Raw genomic sequence first — 15,926 nt, forward strand, 5'->3', positions numbered from 1 at the left:
CGCGTCGGTGTTTTGCTATTTCTTCTGCTCTTTCGGTTCGGCTCTGCCCGTCCGTTTTGTGAATTCGAACGAGATGCTTCCGCGGGCGTCGAGCACGAGCGACGCCGAAAACTTCTTTTTCGTGCGCTTCGAAACGAAGTCCTCGATAACTGGGGTTTTGCCCGTGTTTGTGAGGCTTTCGATTTCCGCCCGCGTGATTGTGTGCGAAAGCATTGTCTTGCCGAGCCTGAACGAGCACTTGCGTTCCTCGCCTTTCGGGCAGCGGCAGACGTATGCGGTTTCCGTTTCCACAAGCTCTCCCGTTTTGCATTTGCAAAGCCCCATTGCCGACTTCGGGCATTTGCCGACAACGGGCGCGTCTTCGAGGTTTTCGGGTCTGCGTTCCGTGCCGTCGGGGTTGTCGCCGAACTGGAATTTTACGGCGAAGTTTTCGTCGAGTTTAAGCGTCGCCGTGTAGGGGCGTCCCATTTTGCTCTTGAAGCCTTCGAGCGGCCCGACTTTCCCCTTTGTGACAAGCTCTCGAACTTCCTCCTCCGAAATTTTCCTGTTGCCTATCGTCTTGTAAATTATGAACTTGCCGTCTTTTGATTTGTACGCGCGGAAAGTCTCTATAAGCTTCGAGCCGTCAATCGGGTTCGGAATATCGACTTCGTGCGATTCCACTTCCTCCTCCACGAAGTTGCGGGCTTTGTCCACAATTTGCGTCGTCATTGCGCAGATGCCGTCCATGAACGTTTTGCGCGAGAGCTGTTTGCGCTCGATAAGGCGGAGTTTTTGCTCCCACTCGCCCGTCATCGAGGGACTTGTGAGCGCGTCGATTGCGAGCGCGTCGAGGAAGCGGATAAGGCTTTCGGCGCGGGCCGTCGGGATTAGGTCGCGGCGTTCGCGTTCGACCAGTTTGTGGGCGATGAGGTTTTCTATGATTTGCGCGCGCGTTGCGGGCGTGCCCAGCCCCTTGTCTTTCATTGCGTCGGCGAGTTCCTCGTCGTCGAGGAGCTTGCCCGCACCCTCCATTGCCGAGAGGAGCGTGGCTTCCGTGTACCGCGCCGGCGGCTTTGTGGATTCCTCTTTGAGATGCGCTTCGAGCATTTTTGCGCGTTCCTTTTCGTCGGCGAGCGGCGGCAGGATTTCCTTGTCGGACGTCTCCTTGTTGTAGACGTCGAGCCAGCCCGCCGAGCGGAGCACCTTGCCCTCGGTTTTGAAGATGTTTGAGCCTACCGCCGAAATGCGCGTCGTGACGTCGAACACGGCTTCGGGGTAGAACGCGGCGACGAACCTGCGGGCAATCATATCGTAGATTTTAGCTTCGTCGTCGGTGAGCTTTTTGCCCGAAACGTCCGTGGGCATGAGCGCGAAGTGGTCGCTGACCTGCTTGCTGTCGAAAATTCTTTTGCCCGCCTTTTTGACGTAGCCCTCGTCGACCGCCTTTTGCGCGAATCTGCGGTAGGGTTCCGCCATCGACTCCATCGTGCGGACGACAACCCCGCGGTAGTCGTCGGGGAGGGCGCGGGAGTCCGTGCGCGGGTATGTAATCATTTTGTGCTTTTCGTAGAGCGACTGCGCAATGCTGAGCGTTTTGTTTGCGGGGAATGAGTATTTGTTGTTCGCCTCGCGTTGTAGGGTTGTGAGGTCGTAGAGGCGCGGGGCGATTTGCTTTGACTGCGTTTTTTTGTCGCTCACTTTCGCCCCGCCCCCGGCGCGGACTTCGTTGAGGACTCTTTCGGCGTCGGCGTGCGACCAGATTCTGTCCGCCTTGTCGTTGGCGTCCTTGTCTTTCTGCTTGAAGTCGGGACGCTGGTAGACGCCCTCGTATTTGCCGTTTTCGATTTCGAATTCGGCGGTGATTTTCCAGTAGCGTGTGGGTTTGAAATTCTGGATTTCGTGCTCGCGCTCCACAATCATCGCGAGCGTCGGGGTCTGCACGCGCCCGACCGACGCAAGGCTCTTCCCTCGCGAGCCGTACATTCTGCTTGTGATTGCCCGCGTTCCGTTGATGCCCACAAGCCAGTCGGACTCGCTGCGGCAGCGGGCGGCGTCCTGCAAAGACTCCATTTCCTCCTGCGATTTCAGGTTCGAGAACGCCTCCAAGATGGAGGAGGGCGTCATCGACGAAACCCACAGCCTTTGGCGCGGCAGTTTGCACTTGGTGATTTCGTAGATGTACGTGAAAATGAGTTCGCCCTCGCGCCCCGCGTCGCACGCGTTGATTACACCGTCGATGTCCTTGCGGGAGAGCAGCTTTTTGAGCGCGGCGAGCTTCGCCTTCGTCTTTTCGATGGGCTTGAGCTTGAATTTTTCGGGGATAATCGGGAGGTTCGAGAGCGACCAGCGGGCGTATTTTTTGTCGATGTCCGCGGGCATGTTGAGTTCCACCAAGTGTCCGAGCGCGGAGGCGATTACGTATTCGTCGTTTTCGTAATAATCGTCGCATTTTTTCGCCCTGCCGAGCACTCTTGCGATGTCCGCCGCAACCGACGGTTTTTCCGAAATAACAAGCTTTTTCATTCTAAAAAAACGGAAGTATTCTAATACGGTATTTGTTTCTTCTCAAAAAAAATCGGCGTGCGCGCCGAAGCGCGCACACCGCGGAAACCGAAACTACTTTTTGATGTAGTTCGGAAGAATCGTGTCGATGTTGTCGAGCAGTTCCTTCATCGTCGCGGGCGTTTCGTCGCCCATGTTCGAGATGCGGAACGTCGTGCCCTTGATTTTTCCGTAGCCGCCGTTGAACACCATCTTGAAGCGTTTTTTCAGCTCGTCGAGCAGCGCGGGGAGGTCTACGTTGAGGTTGTTCTTGAAGCAGTTGAGCGTTACCGAGCCGAACTTTTCTTCGGGGAAAAGTTCGAAGCCGTGCGCGTAGCCCCAGTCGCGGACGAGCTTGTTGTTTTCGGCGTGGCGCGCGTAGCGGTTTTCGACGCCCTCTTCGAAGATGTCGTCGAGCTTGCTGTCAAGCGCGTAGAGCATCGAGATAATCGGGGTGGAGGGGGTCTGCGACTTGTCGAAGAATTTCTTGAATTCGAGGAAGTCGAAATAGTAGCCTCTGCCTTCGACCGTTTCGGCGCGTTTCATCGCCTTTTCGGAAACCGAGCAGAACGAGAGTCCCGGAGGAATTGCGAGAGCCTTCTGGCAGCCCGTTACCATTACGTCGATTCCGAGTTCGTCCTTCTTGATGGGCATTGCCGAGAACGAGCTTACGGTGTCTACAATCGAAACGACGTCGGGGAATTTTTTAAGCACTTCCGAGAGCGCCTTGATGTCGCTCATAGTGCCCGTGGACGTTTCGTTGTGGATAATCGTTACGGCGTCGTACTTGTTTGTGGAAAGCTCCTTTTCGAGGGCTTCGGGGCATACGGGTTTGCCCCAGTCGAACTTCAATTCGCCGGCTTCCTTGCCGCAGCGTTTCGATACGTCGTACCACTTGTCCGAGAACGCGCCGTTGCAGCAGTTGAGCACGCCCTTCTTTACTACGTTGCGGATTGCGCCTTCCATTACGCCCCACGACGAGCTTGTACTGAGGAAAACGGGGTCGTTCGTATAGAACAACTGTTTGAGACGCGGCATGATGTTGTCCACGAGTTTCACGAAGTCTTTGCTTCTGTGTCCCACGATGGGTGTCGTCATTGCCTTGTATGTTTTTTCGGAGACCTCTACGGGTCCGGGTATGAACAGTTTGTATGACATATCTTTTAGTGTTTGATGTTTGGAAATTCTTTTACGAAACAAGCCCGACGCCTGCGCGTTCGAGCTATGCAATCATGTTTTGCGACTTTATGATTTTCGTGTTTTTCTCCGCCAGCGTAATCGTGCGCGGCAGGTGTTTTGCGATTTCGCGCTCGTCCACCTGCGCGAACGACATGATTACGAGAAGGTCTCCGACGTTTCCGAGGTGCGCCGCCGCCCCCCGCACCGAGAACGTGCCGCTTCCGCGCGGGGCGGGTATTGCGTATGTCTCGAAACGTTTGCCGTTCGAGATGTTGCCCACAAGGATTTTTTCGTAGGGCAGCATGCCGACCTTGTCCATGAGGTCCAAGTCTATCGCAAGCGAGCCTTCGTAGTCTATGCGGGCGTCGGTCGTTTCGGCTCGCAGTATCTTGGACTTTAACATTTCAACTAACATCGGGATTGTCTCCTCTAAATTTTTTAGTAAAAGTCGGCAGAAATATAAAAAAAGCGCGATTAGTCAACCATTTTTTATATTTGAAGTTAGTTAGTCGCTTATATCCAAATTGTTAAATTATAGAAATATGTCGCGCTGCCCCTGCCCCTTGTCGGGCCCGATAAGTCCTCGCTGCTCCAATTCCTCGACGATGTTTGCGGCGCGGTTGTAGCCCACGCCGAGCTTGCGTTGCAGGAACGAAATGCTCGTCTTCTTCGTCTCGCGGATTATGCCGACCGCCTTTGCTATCATGGGGTCGCCGAATTCGCCGCCGTCGCCCGCGTCGTCTTCTTCGTCGGTCGCGCTGTCGATTTCCGACTGCACGTCTTCGGCGTACTGCGGCTCTCCGTTCACCTTCAACGCCTCCACTATCGCCTCTATTTCGCCGTCGGAAAGGTACGCTCCCTGCGCGCGGACGGGGTCGGACGTGCCGTTGTTGAGGAAGAGCATGTCGCCCCAGCCGATGAGCGATTCCGCGCCCTTGCGGTCGAGAATCGTGCGGCTGTCTATCTGCGATGTAACTTTAAAGGCGATTCGCGTGGGGAGGTTGTTTTTTATCAGCCCCGTGATGACCTTTACGTCGGGGCGTTGCGTTGCGATAATCATGTGTATGCCCGCCGCCCGCGCCAACTGCGTGATTCGGGCGATGTACGATTCCACCTCTTTGCCGACTACGCTCATAAGGTCGGCAAGCTCGTCTATAATGCAGACGATGTACGGCAGTTTTTCTTTCGGGATTTCGACGTTTTCGTCCAAGCCCTCCTCTTTGGCGGCGATTGCCGCCTGACGCTCTTCGGGGGAGAGCGCGGCGAACTCTCGTTCGGATTCGCGCATTTGCTCCTTGTCTTTGAGGATTTTCGCGTTGAAGCCGTCGATGTTGCGCACTCCCGTTTTATTGAAAATCTGGTATCGGCGCATCATTTCGGCGGTTAGCCATTTTAGCGCGGCCGCCGCCTTTTTGACGTCGCTAACTACGGGAATGAGCATGTGGGGCACGGAGTTGTAGCCCTGCAACTCGACCATTTTTGGGTCAATCATAATCAGGCGCAGGTCTTCGGGCGTCATTTTGTAGAGCATTGATACTATGATTGTGTTGATACAGACGCTTTTGCCCGAATTTGTAGAGCCCGCGATGAGCGCGTGCGTCATTTTTTTGAGGTTTGCGACAATCGGCTCGCCCACGGCGTCCTTGCCGAGCGCGAGCGGAATTTCGAACTTGTTGTCGCGCCACTGCTTCGATTGCAGAACCTCGCGCAGTGAAACGTTTTGCCTGTGAATGTTCGGAACTTCTATGCCGACCGTGCCGCGACCGGGAACGGGGGCGATGATTCTTACTTTCTGCGCCTTGATTCCCGCGGTGATGTCGTCTTCGAGGTTCGCGATTCTGCTAATTTTGACCCCCGCGGCGGGCTTTACTTCGTAGCGCGTGATGACGGGGCCGGGGTAGGCGTGGTCGGGCAGGACTTTCACGCCGAACGAGCCGATTACGTTGACGATTTCGGCAATGCGCGAGTCGTAGTCTTCTTCGGGTAGGTCGTCCTTGTCCTGCGGCTCGGCGAGGAGGTCAATCGACGGGAAGACGTAGCCGTTTTTAGTGGTTTCCTCTTTTGCAAATTCCACTTTTTCCTCCTTGAAGCGCACGACGTCTATTGTCGGCGCGGATTCCTCCGCAGCTGGCTCGGGGCGGCTTTGCTGCTCGGCGCGGACGTGCGTTAAATCTATTGCGCCGCCCGATTTTTGCGCTTCGGCGGCGGGCTGTGTTTCGGAATTTTGCGCCGCCGCTTCAACGGCGGGCTGTTCGGACGCGTCGTCCGACTGCCGTTCGGCGGACGCGGGTTCGGCGGAAGTCTGCTCGAATTCCCTTTCAAAGTCGTCGAAGAATTTTCCGTCGGTTTCGTCGTCGTCAAAGCGGGAGGAGAAGTCGCTAATAGGCGCGTCTATTTCTACGCCCGCGTTGGGGACGGGCTTTTCTTCGGGCTGTGCGGGTTCGGCGGGTTTTTTCTCTTCGGGCGCGGCGAGAGTGTCGGCTTCCGCCCGCTCTTCGGGTTGTCCGTCGGCGGGTTGTTCGGCTTGCGCGGCGCGGATTTCGTCCGCCTTTTGCGCCGACTGCGCCTCGGCTTCTGCGGCGCGTTTTGCCTTTGCCGCCATTTTTTTGCGGCGGGGCAGGGGGGCTTCGTCCTCGTCGTCGGTCTGTCTGCGCGAGAGCAGTTTTTTCGGCAGCCACGCGGCCGCCGCCAACGCGAATTTTGCGAGCTTCCAGAGGTGCGACGGCGCAGCCTTTGCCGCTCCGACAAGCTCTTTCGCCGCCTCCGCGGGACTTTCCACAAACACGAATACGACGCACGCCATATAGAGCGTGCCCACAAGTATTCCGCTTCCCGTTATGTTGAGAAATTGCCTGAGCAGGTTGTCGAACACGAGCGCGCCGAATTTGCCGCCCAAGCCCGACGGAAACGACGCCGACTGTGCTCCGTCAACCGCCGCCTGAATTACCGACCACAGCACCGAAAACAGCAGCAGCCCCGCAAGCGACGCCGCAAGCACGCCTTTCGAGACCGCCGCCGCGCTGCGCTTGAAACACATTGCGCCGAGCCAAATCAGGTAGACGGGAATCATGTACGCCGCGCCTCCGAGAAGCAGGAATGTCGCCGTGCAGAATGTCGCGCCGAATTTGCCGCAGATGTTTGCGCCCGCGCTTTGTGTGGAGGCGATGAACGGCTCGAAATAGGGTTTGAAAAAAATCTCCTGCCCCGACGCGAAGTCGAGCATTGAAAGCCCGATTAACGCGCCGAGGATAATCATCGCCGCCGCCGCGACGGGGTGTCTGCGCCCGACGATGTCGCCGAGTTTTGCGCCTCTTTTGATTTTCGCCATTGTTTATCGAAAAGTGTTTTTTGTTAAATGTTTAAAAGTTTCCTCGCGTGCGCCAACGCCGATTCCGAGTTTCTGTCGCCGAGCATTCTCGCAAGCTCCGAAACCCTGAGCGTTTCGTCGCCGCCGATGGGTGTTATCGAAACGCTTGTGGAGTCAGCCGTCTGCGTTTTTTGCACAAGCAGGTGGTTGTGCGCCCGCGCCGCAACCTGCGGCAGGTGTGTAATGCAGAAAACCTGCCTGTTTTCGGAGAGCTTTTCAAGCTCCTTCCCGACTTCCGCGCCGATTTCCCCGCCGACGTTCGCGTCTACTTCGTCGAACACGAGCACAGGCGTTCCGTCCGCCTGCGCGAGCACGGTTTTGAGCGCGAGCATTACGCGGGCGATTTCGCCGCTCGAGGCGATTTTCGCGAGCGTATATTTGGGCTGTCCCGCGTTCGCCGCGAATTCGAATTCGCAAGAGCTTCCGCAGTTCGGCGACGGTTCGGGGTCGGGCGATACCGCGATTCCGAATTCCGCCTTTTTGAAGCCGAGCCTTCCGAGGACTTTTGCCGCCTCTTTCGAAAGTTTTTCCGCGCCCTTTTTGCGCGTCTCCATTACGGATTTTGCAAGCGGCGCAAGCTTTGCGAGAATTTCGGCTTCGCGCGATTCGAGCCTTTTTATCGAAGCCCCCACGTCGGACTGCATTTCGATTTTCCGCGCCATTTCAGCCCGCGCTTCGCGCACGGCTTCGGGCGTCGCGCCGTATTTGCGCGAGAGCGTAAGCCAGTCGGACATTTTTTCGCGCACTGCGGCGATTTCCTCCTCCGACATGTCGCACGAACGCGCAAGCCGCGCGTATTCCTCCGCGATGTCCGAAAGCTCCACCGCCGCGTTTGCGAGCCTCTGAGAGAGGGCGGCGGCATCGTCGCCCGCGCCGTCGAGGTCTGACGCAAGCCTGTTCGCCTGCGCGAGCTGCTCGGACGCGCCGTTTTCGCCCTCCAAAAGCCCGTAGACGGCGTTCGATTTCTCGACGATTTCGCTCGCCATTTCCGCGACTTTCGACGCCCGTTCAAGCTCCGCCACCGCTTCGTCGGTGGGGTTCACGGCGTCAATCGCCTCTATTTGGCTTTTGAGGTATTCGATTTCGTCGGGCGAAAGCTTTTTCGAATTTTTGAGCGCGTCTATTTCGCCGAGAATTTTCGCGCGCTCTCTATATAATAAAAGGTATTCGTCGCGGTCGGCTTTGTCGCCGGCGTAGTTGTCGAGCATTTCGAGCTGGTTTTTTGCCGAGAAAAGCTTTTGCGGCTCGCGCGGCCCGTGGAAGTCTATCCACATGCGACCTAGCTCCGCCAGCGCCGACAGCGGCGCGAGTGTCCCGTTGACGCCCGCCCGCCCCGCCTTTTCGCGGCTGATTACGCGGGCTAGGACAAGCGAGTTGTCGTCGCATTTCTGTATTCCGTTGCTTTCGAGGAACGCGTCGATTTCTGATGTGTCGGGGAATGTTAGCAGGGCTTCCACGCGGCAGGCGTCCGCGCCGTTCCTTACGATTTCGCGCCCGCACCTGTTGCCCGCAAGCAGCGACAACGCGCCGAGCATGACGCTTTTGCCCGCGCCCGTTTCGCCCGTAATCGCGGTGAATCCGCCCGCAAATTCGATTCGCGCCTCTTCTAGTAGCGCGAGGTTTGAAATCTTCAAATACTCTATCATCTGCCCTAAAATGAAAGCCCGATAATTGCACTTTTTCCCCGTTTTTCCAAGCACGATTTTTCCGTCTTTTCAACCTTTTTGCGCCGCCGCCCGCGCCGTCCGCCGCGGCGGAAAGTTCAAATTGCCTTGACATTTCGGGGCAAATTGGGACTATAAACCGCTTTATTTATATCTCCGAGTATTAATTTATGAAACAACGGACCATTCTTAGAGAAGCTTCAATCAGCGGCACGGGGTTGCACAGCGCCGCCGAAGTGACATTGACTCTCAAACCAGCTCCCGAAAATACGGGGATAGTTTTCAGACGCAAAGACATCTATTCGAAACCGGAGCTGCGTCCGCACATTTCGCACATCTCGCAGGACTTGGTCAGAAACACGGGCGTTTCGGAGGGGCACGTAAAACTGCATACAATCGAGCACGTCGTGAGCGCGCTCAACGGCATGAACGTTGACAACTGCTATGTTGAAATGAACGCCGACGAACCCCCGATTCTCGACGGCTCGGCAAAGCTTTTCGTAAACCTTATCCAGCAGGCGGAACCCGTGGAGCAGGACGCCGAGCGCGAGGAGTTCGCGCTTGTCGAGCCGGTTTCCGTTTCCGACGGCAACCGTTCGATTATCGCGCTTCCCTACGACGGCCTCAAAATCACCTGCACCTCAGCCGACGACAGGGGTATTCACACCCAGCACCTTTCAATCGACATAGACCCCGAAACATATCAGGCGGCAATCGCGCCCGCACGCACGTTCACGATTTACGAGGACATCGAACCCCTCCTGAAAATGGGGAAAATTCAGGGCGGAAGTCTCGATTCGGCAATCGTCATCAAGGGCAACAAAATTCTCTCGAAAGAGCCGCTCCGCTATCAGGACGAGTTCGTGCGCCACAAGATTTTGGACATCATAGGCGACATCGCGCTTCTCGGCGTGAAGTTGAAGGCTCACATCGTGGCGGTCCGCCCGGGGCACGCGCTCAACGCAAAGCTCACGGAGAAAATCTACAAGCAGATGGAGTCTCTCAAAAACGCCCCGAAAAAGCCCGCAAAGCAGGTTTCGGCGGCGGATTCGGAGCACCACAAAATCTTTACCGAGGCTACTCTCGACGCCCGCAGAATCCTCGAACTTCTGCCGCACAGGTATCCGTTCGTTCTCATCGACCGCATTACCGAAACGCGCGGAAATACGGAGCTTACGGCAATCAAAAACGTAACGCTCAACGAGCAGTTCTTTCAGGGGCACTTCCCGGGGAATCCCGTAATGCCGGGGGTCTTGCAGCTTGAAGCAATGGCGCAGGCTGCGGGCATTCTAATGCTCAGGCAAATCGACGGGGAGGACAAACTTGCGTTCTTCATGAGCGCGGACAAAGTCAAGTTCCGCAGGGCGGTAAAACCGGGCGACCAGCTCCAAATAGACGTGAAAATTACGAAAAACCGCGACGGGAAAATCGCATGCGCCGAGGGCACTTGCAAAGTCGCGGGGAAGGTGGTTTCGTCGGCGGATTTGATGTTCGCAATCATGGACGCCGCGGACGCGCCGTAATCGGAGGCTTTTGAAAATGACCAACATTCACCCGACTGCAATTATCGAAAAAGGCGCGGAGCTTGACGACGGCGCCGAAGTGGGCGCGTATGCGTACATCGGCTCTCAGGCGAGAATCGGCGGCGGAACGGTCGTCGCGCACCACGCGACGGTTGACGGCAACACGGTTCTCGGGCGCGACAACCAGATTTTTCCGTACGCGTACATCGGCGGAAAAACGCACGACCTCAAATTCAAAGGCGGCAACCCTGGGCTTGTCATCGGCGACAGAAACGTTTTCCGCGAATATACAACCGCGCATCTGGCGACCGCCGACGGCAACAATACGATAGTCGGCAACGACAACAACATTCTTGCGTACAGCCACATCGCGCACGACTGCGTTGTGGGCAACAAAATTGTCATGAGCTCGCACGCCGCGCTCGGCGGACATGTCGTTTTGGAGGACAACGTCGTGATAGGCTGGGGAAGCGGCGCGCACCAGTTCTGCCGAATCGGCGCGTATGCAATGCTCAGCGCAAGCTCGAAACTGGTGAAAGACCTGCCGCCGTTTTTCATGGCTGACGGCTCTCCCGCGGAAGTATGCGCAATCAACAAAATCAACATGCAGCGCAACGGGTTTTCGGTTGAGGAAATCGACGTGGCGTACAGCGCGTTCAAGCTGATTTACAAACACAGACTTTCGAGAACCCACGCGGTGGAGGCGTTGGCGCAGCGCGAAAACGCGGCGACATCGCGCGTAATCAGGGCGATTCTCGACTTCGCGCACGGCGCGAGCGAACGCGGTCTGGCATGAGTTCCCTCTAAGGATTTTAAAATGCCATCGCCGCGCGGTTTTCCCGACGGCGATTTTTATTTTATGAAGACAAACCTCGTAAGACTTTCGCACGACACCGCCCGCCAGTTTTTGGCGGGAGTCCCGCGCGTCTGCGCAATAGACGCGACGGTCGGCAACGGCGGCGACACCCTGTTTCTCGCCGAACTCGCGTCGGCGTCGGGCGGGCGCGTCTTCGGCTTCGACGTGCAGGCGGCGGCATTGGAACGCGCGCGGGCGAGGCTTGCGGAGCGTTCGCTTTCGGCGGAGCTGTTCCTTGCGGGGCACGAAAAAATGGAGGAGCTTCTGCCGCCGGAGCTTGCGGGAAAATTCGCGTGCGCGTTCTTCAATCTGGGCTGGCTTCCGCGCTCCGACAAATCCACGATTACGCGCCCCGAAACAACGCTCGCGGCGATGGACTCGGCGGTCGGGCTTCTCGACAAGTCGCGCGGGCTTCTGTCGGCATTGTGCTACCGCGGGCACGAGGGCGGGGCGGAGGAGTTCGCGGCGGTTCGCGGATTTTTCGACGCTAACTTCGGGGACGGCTACGAAAGCTTTTCGGACGCCGAAAACGCGGTGTCGCCCGTGCTGCTCGTCAAAAAATTTTGCGGAGAAAAATAAATCGCAAAAAAGTGTTTAAAAAAAAAACAAACCGATTCATATTGAGACAATGGAAAAACTGTTGAAATTAATGCTCGACGGCGAGGCTCTCTCAACCGAACAAATGGGCGAGATTCTCGGACTCACAAAAGACCAGTTGGACGCCGAATTTAAAAAGCTGTCCGACGCGGGCATATTGCTGGGCTGGCGTCCGGTGATAAACCCCGACGTTGAGGAATCCATGGTGCACGCGGCAATCGAACTGCGCATAAACCCCGAACGCGACGGCGGTTTCGACAGGCTCGCGCAGAGAATCAGCAGGTTCGACCAAGTCGATTCCTGCTACCTCATGAGCGGCGCGTACGACCTCCTTCTGTTCGTCCGCGCAAAATCGCTGCGCGGGGTTGCGAGCTTCGTCTACGAAAAACTGGCGACAATCGGCGGGGTGACCTCTACCGCAACGCACTTCTTTCTCAAAACCTATAAACAGCAGGGATTCCTCATTCAAAAGGACGTCAACGGCGGCGAACGCCTTTTCTACTCGCCGTAGTTTCGTCGCGTTTCCCCGATTCCGCCGCCGTCAACGCGGCGGTTTGTTTTACCTACAAGCACATTTTACGGATTTTATACAGATGAAAGAACCAAAAGATTTTGTGGCAGACCACGTGCGCGGCATTCCGCGCTCCGGAATACGCGAGTTTTTCGCAATAGCAGCCACCATGGAAGACGCCATTTCGCTGGGTATCGGCGAGCCGGACTTCGTGACGCCGTGGCATATCCGCGAGGCGGCGATTTTCGCGCTCGAAAAGGGCAAGACCTCGTATACCGACAACTTGGGCCTGCGCCGCCTGCGCAACGAAATTTCCAAATACGTGGCAAAAAACTACGGAGTCTCCTACGACCCGTCGTGCGAAATCATGGTGGGCGTCGGCGTGTCGGAAGTGATGGACTGCGTCCTTAGGGCGATTATCAACCCCGGCGACAAAGTGATGTACCACGAACCCTGCTTTGTGTCGTACTCGCCGAGCGTGCGCCTCTGCCACGGCATTCCCGTCGCGGCGAAAATGCGCGCCGAAGACAACTTTTCGTTCAATATCGAGGAAGTTCGCAAAGCATGGGAACCCGGCTGCAAGGCGATTATCATCAACTTCCCGACAAACCCCACGGGCGGAGTCGCGAGCGCGGAACAGCTCAAAGAGCTTGCCGACTTCGTCAAGGAAAAGGACATGCTCGTCATCACCGACGAAATCTACTCCGAGCTTACCTACGATGGCAAACACGTTTCGATAGCGTCGTTCGACGGCATGAAAGACCGCTGCGTTTTCCTGCACGGATTCTCGAAGGCGTTTGCGATGACGGGTTTCAGAATCGGCTACGCGTGCGCCCCCAAGGGAATAATCGACGGCATGATGAAAGCCCACCAGTACGCGCTCATGTGCGCCCCGATTGTCTCGCAGGAGGCGGCGGTTGAAGCTCTGGTGAATGGGCGCGAATCCATGGAGCGCATGCGCGAGCAGTACTGCCGCCGCCGCGACTTCATCGTGGGTCGTTTCAACGAAATCGGCATGGACTGCCACAGCCCCGAGGGCACGTTCTACGCGTTCCCGTGCGTCAAACGCTTCGGCATGTCGTCGATGGAGTTTGCGAAAAAGGTTTTGGCTGAGGCGAAAGTCGCCGTCGTCCCCGGGGCGGCGTTCGGTGAGTCGGGCGAGGGCTTCGTCCGCGCAAGCTTCTCGACGAGCTACGAAAACCTCGTCGAAGCCGCCGACAGAATAGAAGCGGCAATTTCAAAGTGGTAGTTTTTTATGGAGCGTGAAGTTAAAAGCGTGGCATTGGTCGGCAGACCCAACGTAGGCAAAAGCAGGCTGTTCAACAGGCTTCTGGGGCGGCGCGTGTCAATCGTGCACGACCAGCCGGGGGTAACCCGAGACATCGTGGTTGAACCGCTCTCCGACCGCGCCGTCCTCATGGATACGGGCGGCATGTTCGCCACTTCCGACGTAACCGAAAAAGTTATTGCCGACGCCACAAACCAGCAGGCGAATTTTGCGATAGTCGCCGCCGACATCATCGTGTTCGTAGTGGATTCGCAGACGGGGCTTACGCCGCTCGACGAGGAAATCGCGCGGCTTCTGCGCTCGTCGGGCAAGCATGTGGTGCTTGCGGTAAACAAGGTCGATTTGCCCGTGCACGAAGACCGCGCCGCGGAATTTCACAGGCTCGGATTCAGGGATACCGTCGAAGTCTCCGCCGAGCACGGCTACGGCACCGACGCGCTCGCGCAAATCTTGGAGCGCGAATGCGGCGACATCTCCACACCCCCGCAGGACGACTCCGCCGACCGCGTCAAAATCTGCGTCGCGGGCAGGCCGAACGTCGGCAAAAGCTCCATTTTGAACAGGCTGCTGGGCGAGGACAGGCTGATTGTAAGCGACGTCGCGGGCACCACGCGCGACAGCGTAAAATGCGACATCGACGCGCCGCTGAAAAACGGCGAAGTCATGAAATTCCGCCTCTTCGACACCGCCGGGCTTCGCGTAAAACGCAAGACGAATACGTCGCTCGACTACCTTTCGTCTCTCCGCACGCGCAAGGCGATAGAGGCGTCCGACGTCGTGCTTCTCGTGCTCGACGCAATGGAGGGCGTTTCCGAGCTTGACAAGCGTCTTGCGGGCGAAATCCTCGAATGCGGGGCGTCGCTGATAGTGGTCGTCAACAAGTGGGACTACGCAACCGAGACTTTCGCAAAAGCCCCGCTGCGCGGCTACTCCGATATCCGCGAATTCGGCAAAAAATTCGACGAAGCCGTCCGCAAAAAACTCTACGCCATCGGCGACTCCCCCATGTTCTTCGTTTCCGCAAAAGACAACAAAGGCGTCGATAAACTGCTCGAAGCCGCGTGGCACATGTATAAAAAAATGAACCTTTCCGTGCCGACCTCCAAACTCAACTCGTGCATAAAGTCGATTTTGGAGGAGAACCCGCCGAAATACATCGAGGGCAAACGCTTCAAGGTTTATTACAGCGTCAAAATTTCGTCGCGCCCCTATACCGTCAGAATGTACTGCAACCGCGCCGACGTCCTGACCGAAACGTACCGCCGCTATATCGTTAACGGTCTGCGCGAAAAGCTCAACCTCGGCGGCGTCGCAATCAAGCTCGAAACTGTCGGCAAAACGCCGCAGACCTTGCAGGAACGCATGGAGGGCAAAAAACGCAAATGACAAAAACCGCCTTCTTCGCCTCCGACCCCATCGCGCTCGACGCAATCGAATTTCTGCGCAACTCGCGCGAATTTCCCCTCGCGTGCGTCGTCAGCAACCCCGACAGACCGCAGGGCAGGGGGAGGAAAATCGCCCCCAACGAAGTCTCGAAATGGGCAATCGAAAACGGAGTCGAACTCCTGCGCCCCGAAGGCGGAGTCGGCGACGACACCGTGGCGCGGCTGCGCGAACTCGGCGTCGAAATGATAATCGTCATGGCGTACGGCTGCATGCTCCGCGACAACGTTCTAAACTACGGTCAATACCCCTGCCTGAACCTCCACGGTTCCGTTCTTCCCAAATACCGCGGGGCGTCGCCAATCGAAACGGCTATCGCAATGGGCGATTCCGAAACGGGCGTGAGCCTCATGCGCATAGTGAAAAAAATGGACGCGGGCGCAGTCTGCGACATCGAGAAAATCGCAATAGCCGAAACCGACACCGCCGAATCTCTGCGGCTTAAATTCCGCAGGGCGTGCCCCGCAATCCTCGCAAGAAACCTCGAATCCGTAAAAAACAAAACCGCAAAATTCGCCGAACAGGACGAATCGGCGGCAAGCTATACGCGCAAATTCGACAAGTCGGATATGTACATAGATTTTTCGGGCTCGGCGGAATCTGTCCGCGACAGAGTCCGCGCACTCGGCTTCGGCGTGCTCCAATACGGCGAGGACGCAATCAAAGTGCGGGACGCGTCGTGCGAAAACTGCGGCGGCGGACACCCCGCAGGCGCGATACTTTCGGCGTCGGCGGACGGGCTTGCCGTCGCGTGCGGCAACGGGGCGGTCGTCTTCAAAAGCCTCCAAAAGCCCTGCGCCAAAATGATGCCCGCAAGGGAATTTTTTGCGGGATACAAGATGGGAATCGGGGAAGTTTTGAAGTCCTTTCCGTATAAGAGTCTTCTGAAATGATTTTTTACGCAACCGTAAAAAAATTTGTTGCCAAAGCTTCAAAAAAAGTGCAAAAGTAAGATAACAAAACGATAGGTGGCGA

12 protein-coding genes are annotated in these 15,926 nt (G+C 56.8%); 7 read left to right on the forward strand and 5 right to left on the reverse strand.

Features of this window, described 5'->3' with window-relative positions:
- Positions 1-15: 15 nt before the first annotated feature.
- The 5 genes from P3B99_009445 to P3B99_009465 all read right to left on the reverse strand — a co-directional run bounded on the left by P3B99_009445 (position 16) and on the right by P3B99_009465 (position 8,715).
- The gene (locus tag P3B99_009445) at positions 16-2,505 is read right to left on the reverse strand and encodes a DNA topoisomerase 3 (GenBank protein WYJ07417.1); all 2,490 of its coding nucleotides are present in this window, start codon (positions 2,503-2,505) and stop codon (positions 16-18) included.
- Positions 2,506-2,598: 93 nt separating this feature from the next.
- Entirely contained in the window at positions 2,599-3,681 is a 1,083-nt protein-coding gene (locus P3B99_009450; protein WYJ07418.1) for an alanine--glyoxylate aminotransferase family protein, read from the reverse strand.
- A gap of 64 nt (positions 3,682-3,745) precedes the next feature.
- Positions 3,746-4,105 carry an aspartate 1-decarboxylase gene (panD, locus tag P3B99_009455; GenBank protein WYJ07419.1) on the reverse strand — a complete coding sequence of 120 codons (360 nt, stop codon included), beginning with the start codon at positions 4,103-4,105 and terminating at the stop codon, positions 3,746-3,748.
- 129 nt (positions 4,106-4,234) lie between these two features.
- Positions 4,235-7,030 carry a DNA translocase FtsK 4TM domain-containing protein gene (locus tag P3B99_009460; GenBank protein WYJ07420.1) on the reverse strand — a complete coding sequence of 932 codons (2,796 nt, stop codon included), beginning with the start codon at positions 7,028-7,030 and terminating at the stop codon, positions 4,235-4,237.
- A gap of 23 nt (positions 7,031-7,053) precedes the next feature.
- The gene (locus P3B99_009465) at positions 7,054-8,715 is read right to left on the reverse strand and encodes a DNA repair protein RecN (GenBank protein WYJ07421.1); all 1,662 of its coding nucleotides are present in this window, start codon (positions 8,713-8,715) and stop codon (positions 7,054-7,056) included.
- Between the two features lie 188 nt (positions 8,716-8,903).
- Here P3B99_009465 and P3B99_009470 point away from each other — a divergent pair, with 188 nt between their 5' ends.
- The 7 genes from P3B99_009470 (at position 8,904) to P3B99_009500 (ending at position 15,844) form a co-directional block, all read left to right on the forward strand.
- Positions 8,904-10,256 (forward strand): bifunctional UDP-3-O-[3-hydroxymyristoyl] N-acetylglucosamine deacetylase/3-hydroxyacyl-ACP dehydratase, encoded by a 1,353-nt coding sequence (locus tag P3B99_009470; GenBank protein ID WYJ07422.1) that lies wholly within the window; start codon positions 8,904-8,906, stop codon positions 10,254-10,256.
- 16 nt (positions 10,257-10,272) lie between these two features.
- Positions 10,273-11,052, forward strand: coding sequence for an acyl-ACP--UDP-N-acetylglucosamine O-acyltransferase (gene lpxA, locus P3B99_009475; protein ID WYJ07423.1), 780 nt, complete (start codon positions 10,273-10,275; stop codon positions 11,050-11,052).
- Positions 11,053-11,115: 63 nt separating this feature from the next.
- On the forward strand, positions 11,116-11,691 hold the full coding sequence (locus P3B99_009480; protein ID WYJ07424.1) for a class I SAM-dependent methyltransferase: 576 nt from the start codon (positions 11,116-11,118) through the stop codon (positions 11,689-11,691).
- A gap of 49 nt (positions 11,692-11,740) precedes the next feature.
- On the forward strand, positions 11,741-12,220 hold the full coding sequence (locus P3B99_009485) for an Lrp/AsnC family transcriptional regulator (GenBank protein ID WYJ07425.1): 480 nt from the start codon (positions 11,741-11,743) through the stop codon (positions 12,218-12,220).
- A gap of 82 nt (positions 12,221-12,302) precedes the next feature.
- On the forward strand, positions 12,303-13,469 hold the full coding sequence (locus P3B99_009490; GenBank protein WYJ07426.1) for an aminotransferase class I/II-fold pyridoxal phosphate-dependent enzyme: 1,167 nt from the start codon (positions 12,303-12,305) through the stop codon (positions 13,467-13,469).
- 6 nt (positions 13,470-13,475) lie between these two features.
- Positions 13,476-14,894: a ribosome biogenesis GTPase Der gene (der, locus tag P3B99_009495; GenBank protein ID WYJ07427.1), complete on the forward strand. Its 1,419-nt coding sequence runs from the start codon at positions 13,476-13,478 to the stop codon at positions 14,892-14,894.
- Entirely contained in the window at positions 14,891-15,844 is a 954-nt protein-coding gene (locus tag P3B99_009500; protein WYJ07428.1) for a methionyl-tRNA formyltransferase, read from the forward strand. The genes der and P3B99_009500 overlap by 4 nt, the downstream gene beginning before the upstream one ends.
- Positions 15,845-15,926: the final 82 nt, after the last annotated feature.

This window comes from Opitutia bacterium KCR 482, from assembly GCA_029269845.2.
Classification (GTDB): Bacteria; Verrucomicrobiota; Verrucomicrobiia; order Opitutales; family Intestinicryptomonadaceae; genus Merdousia.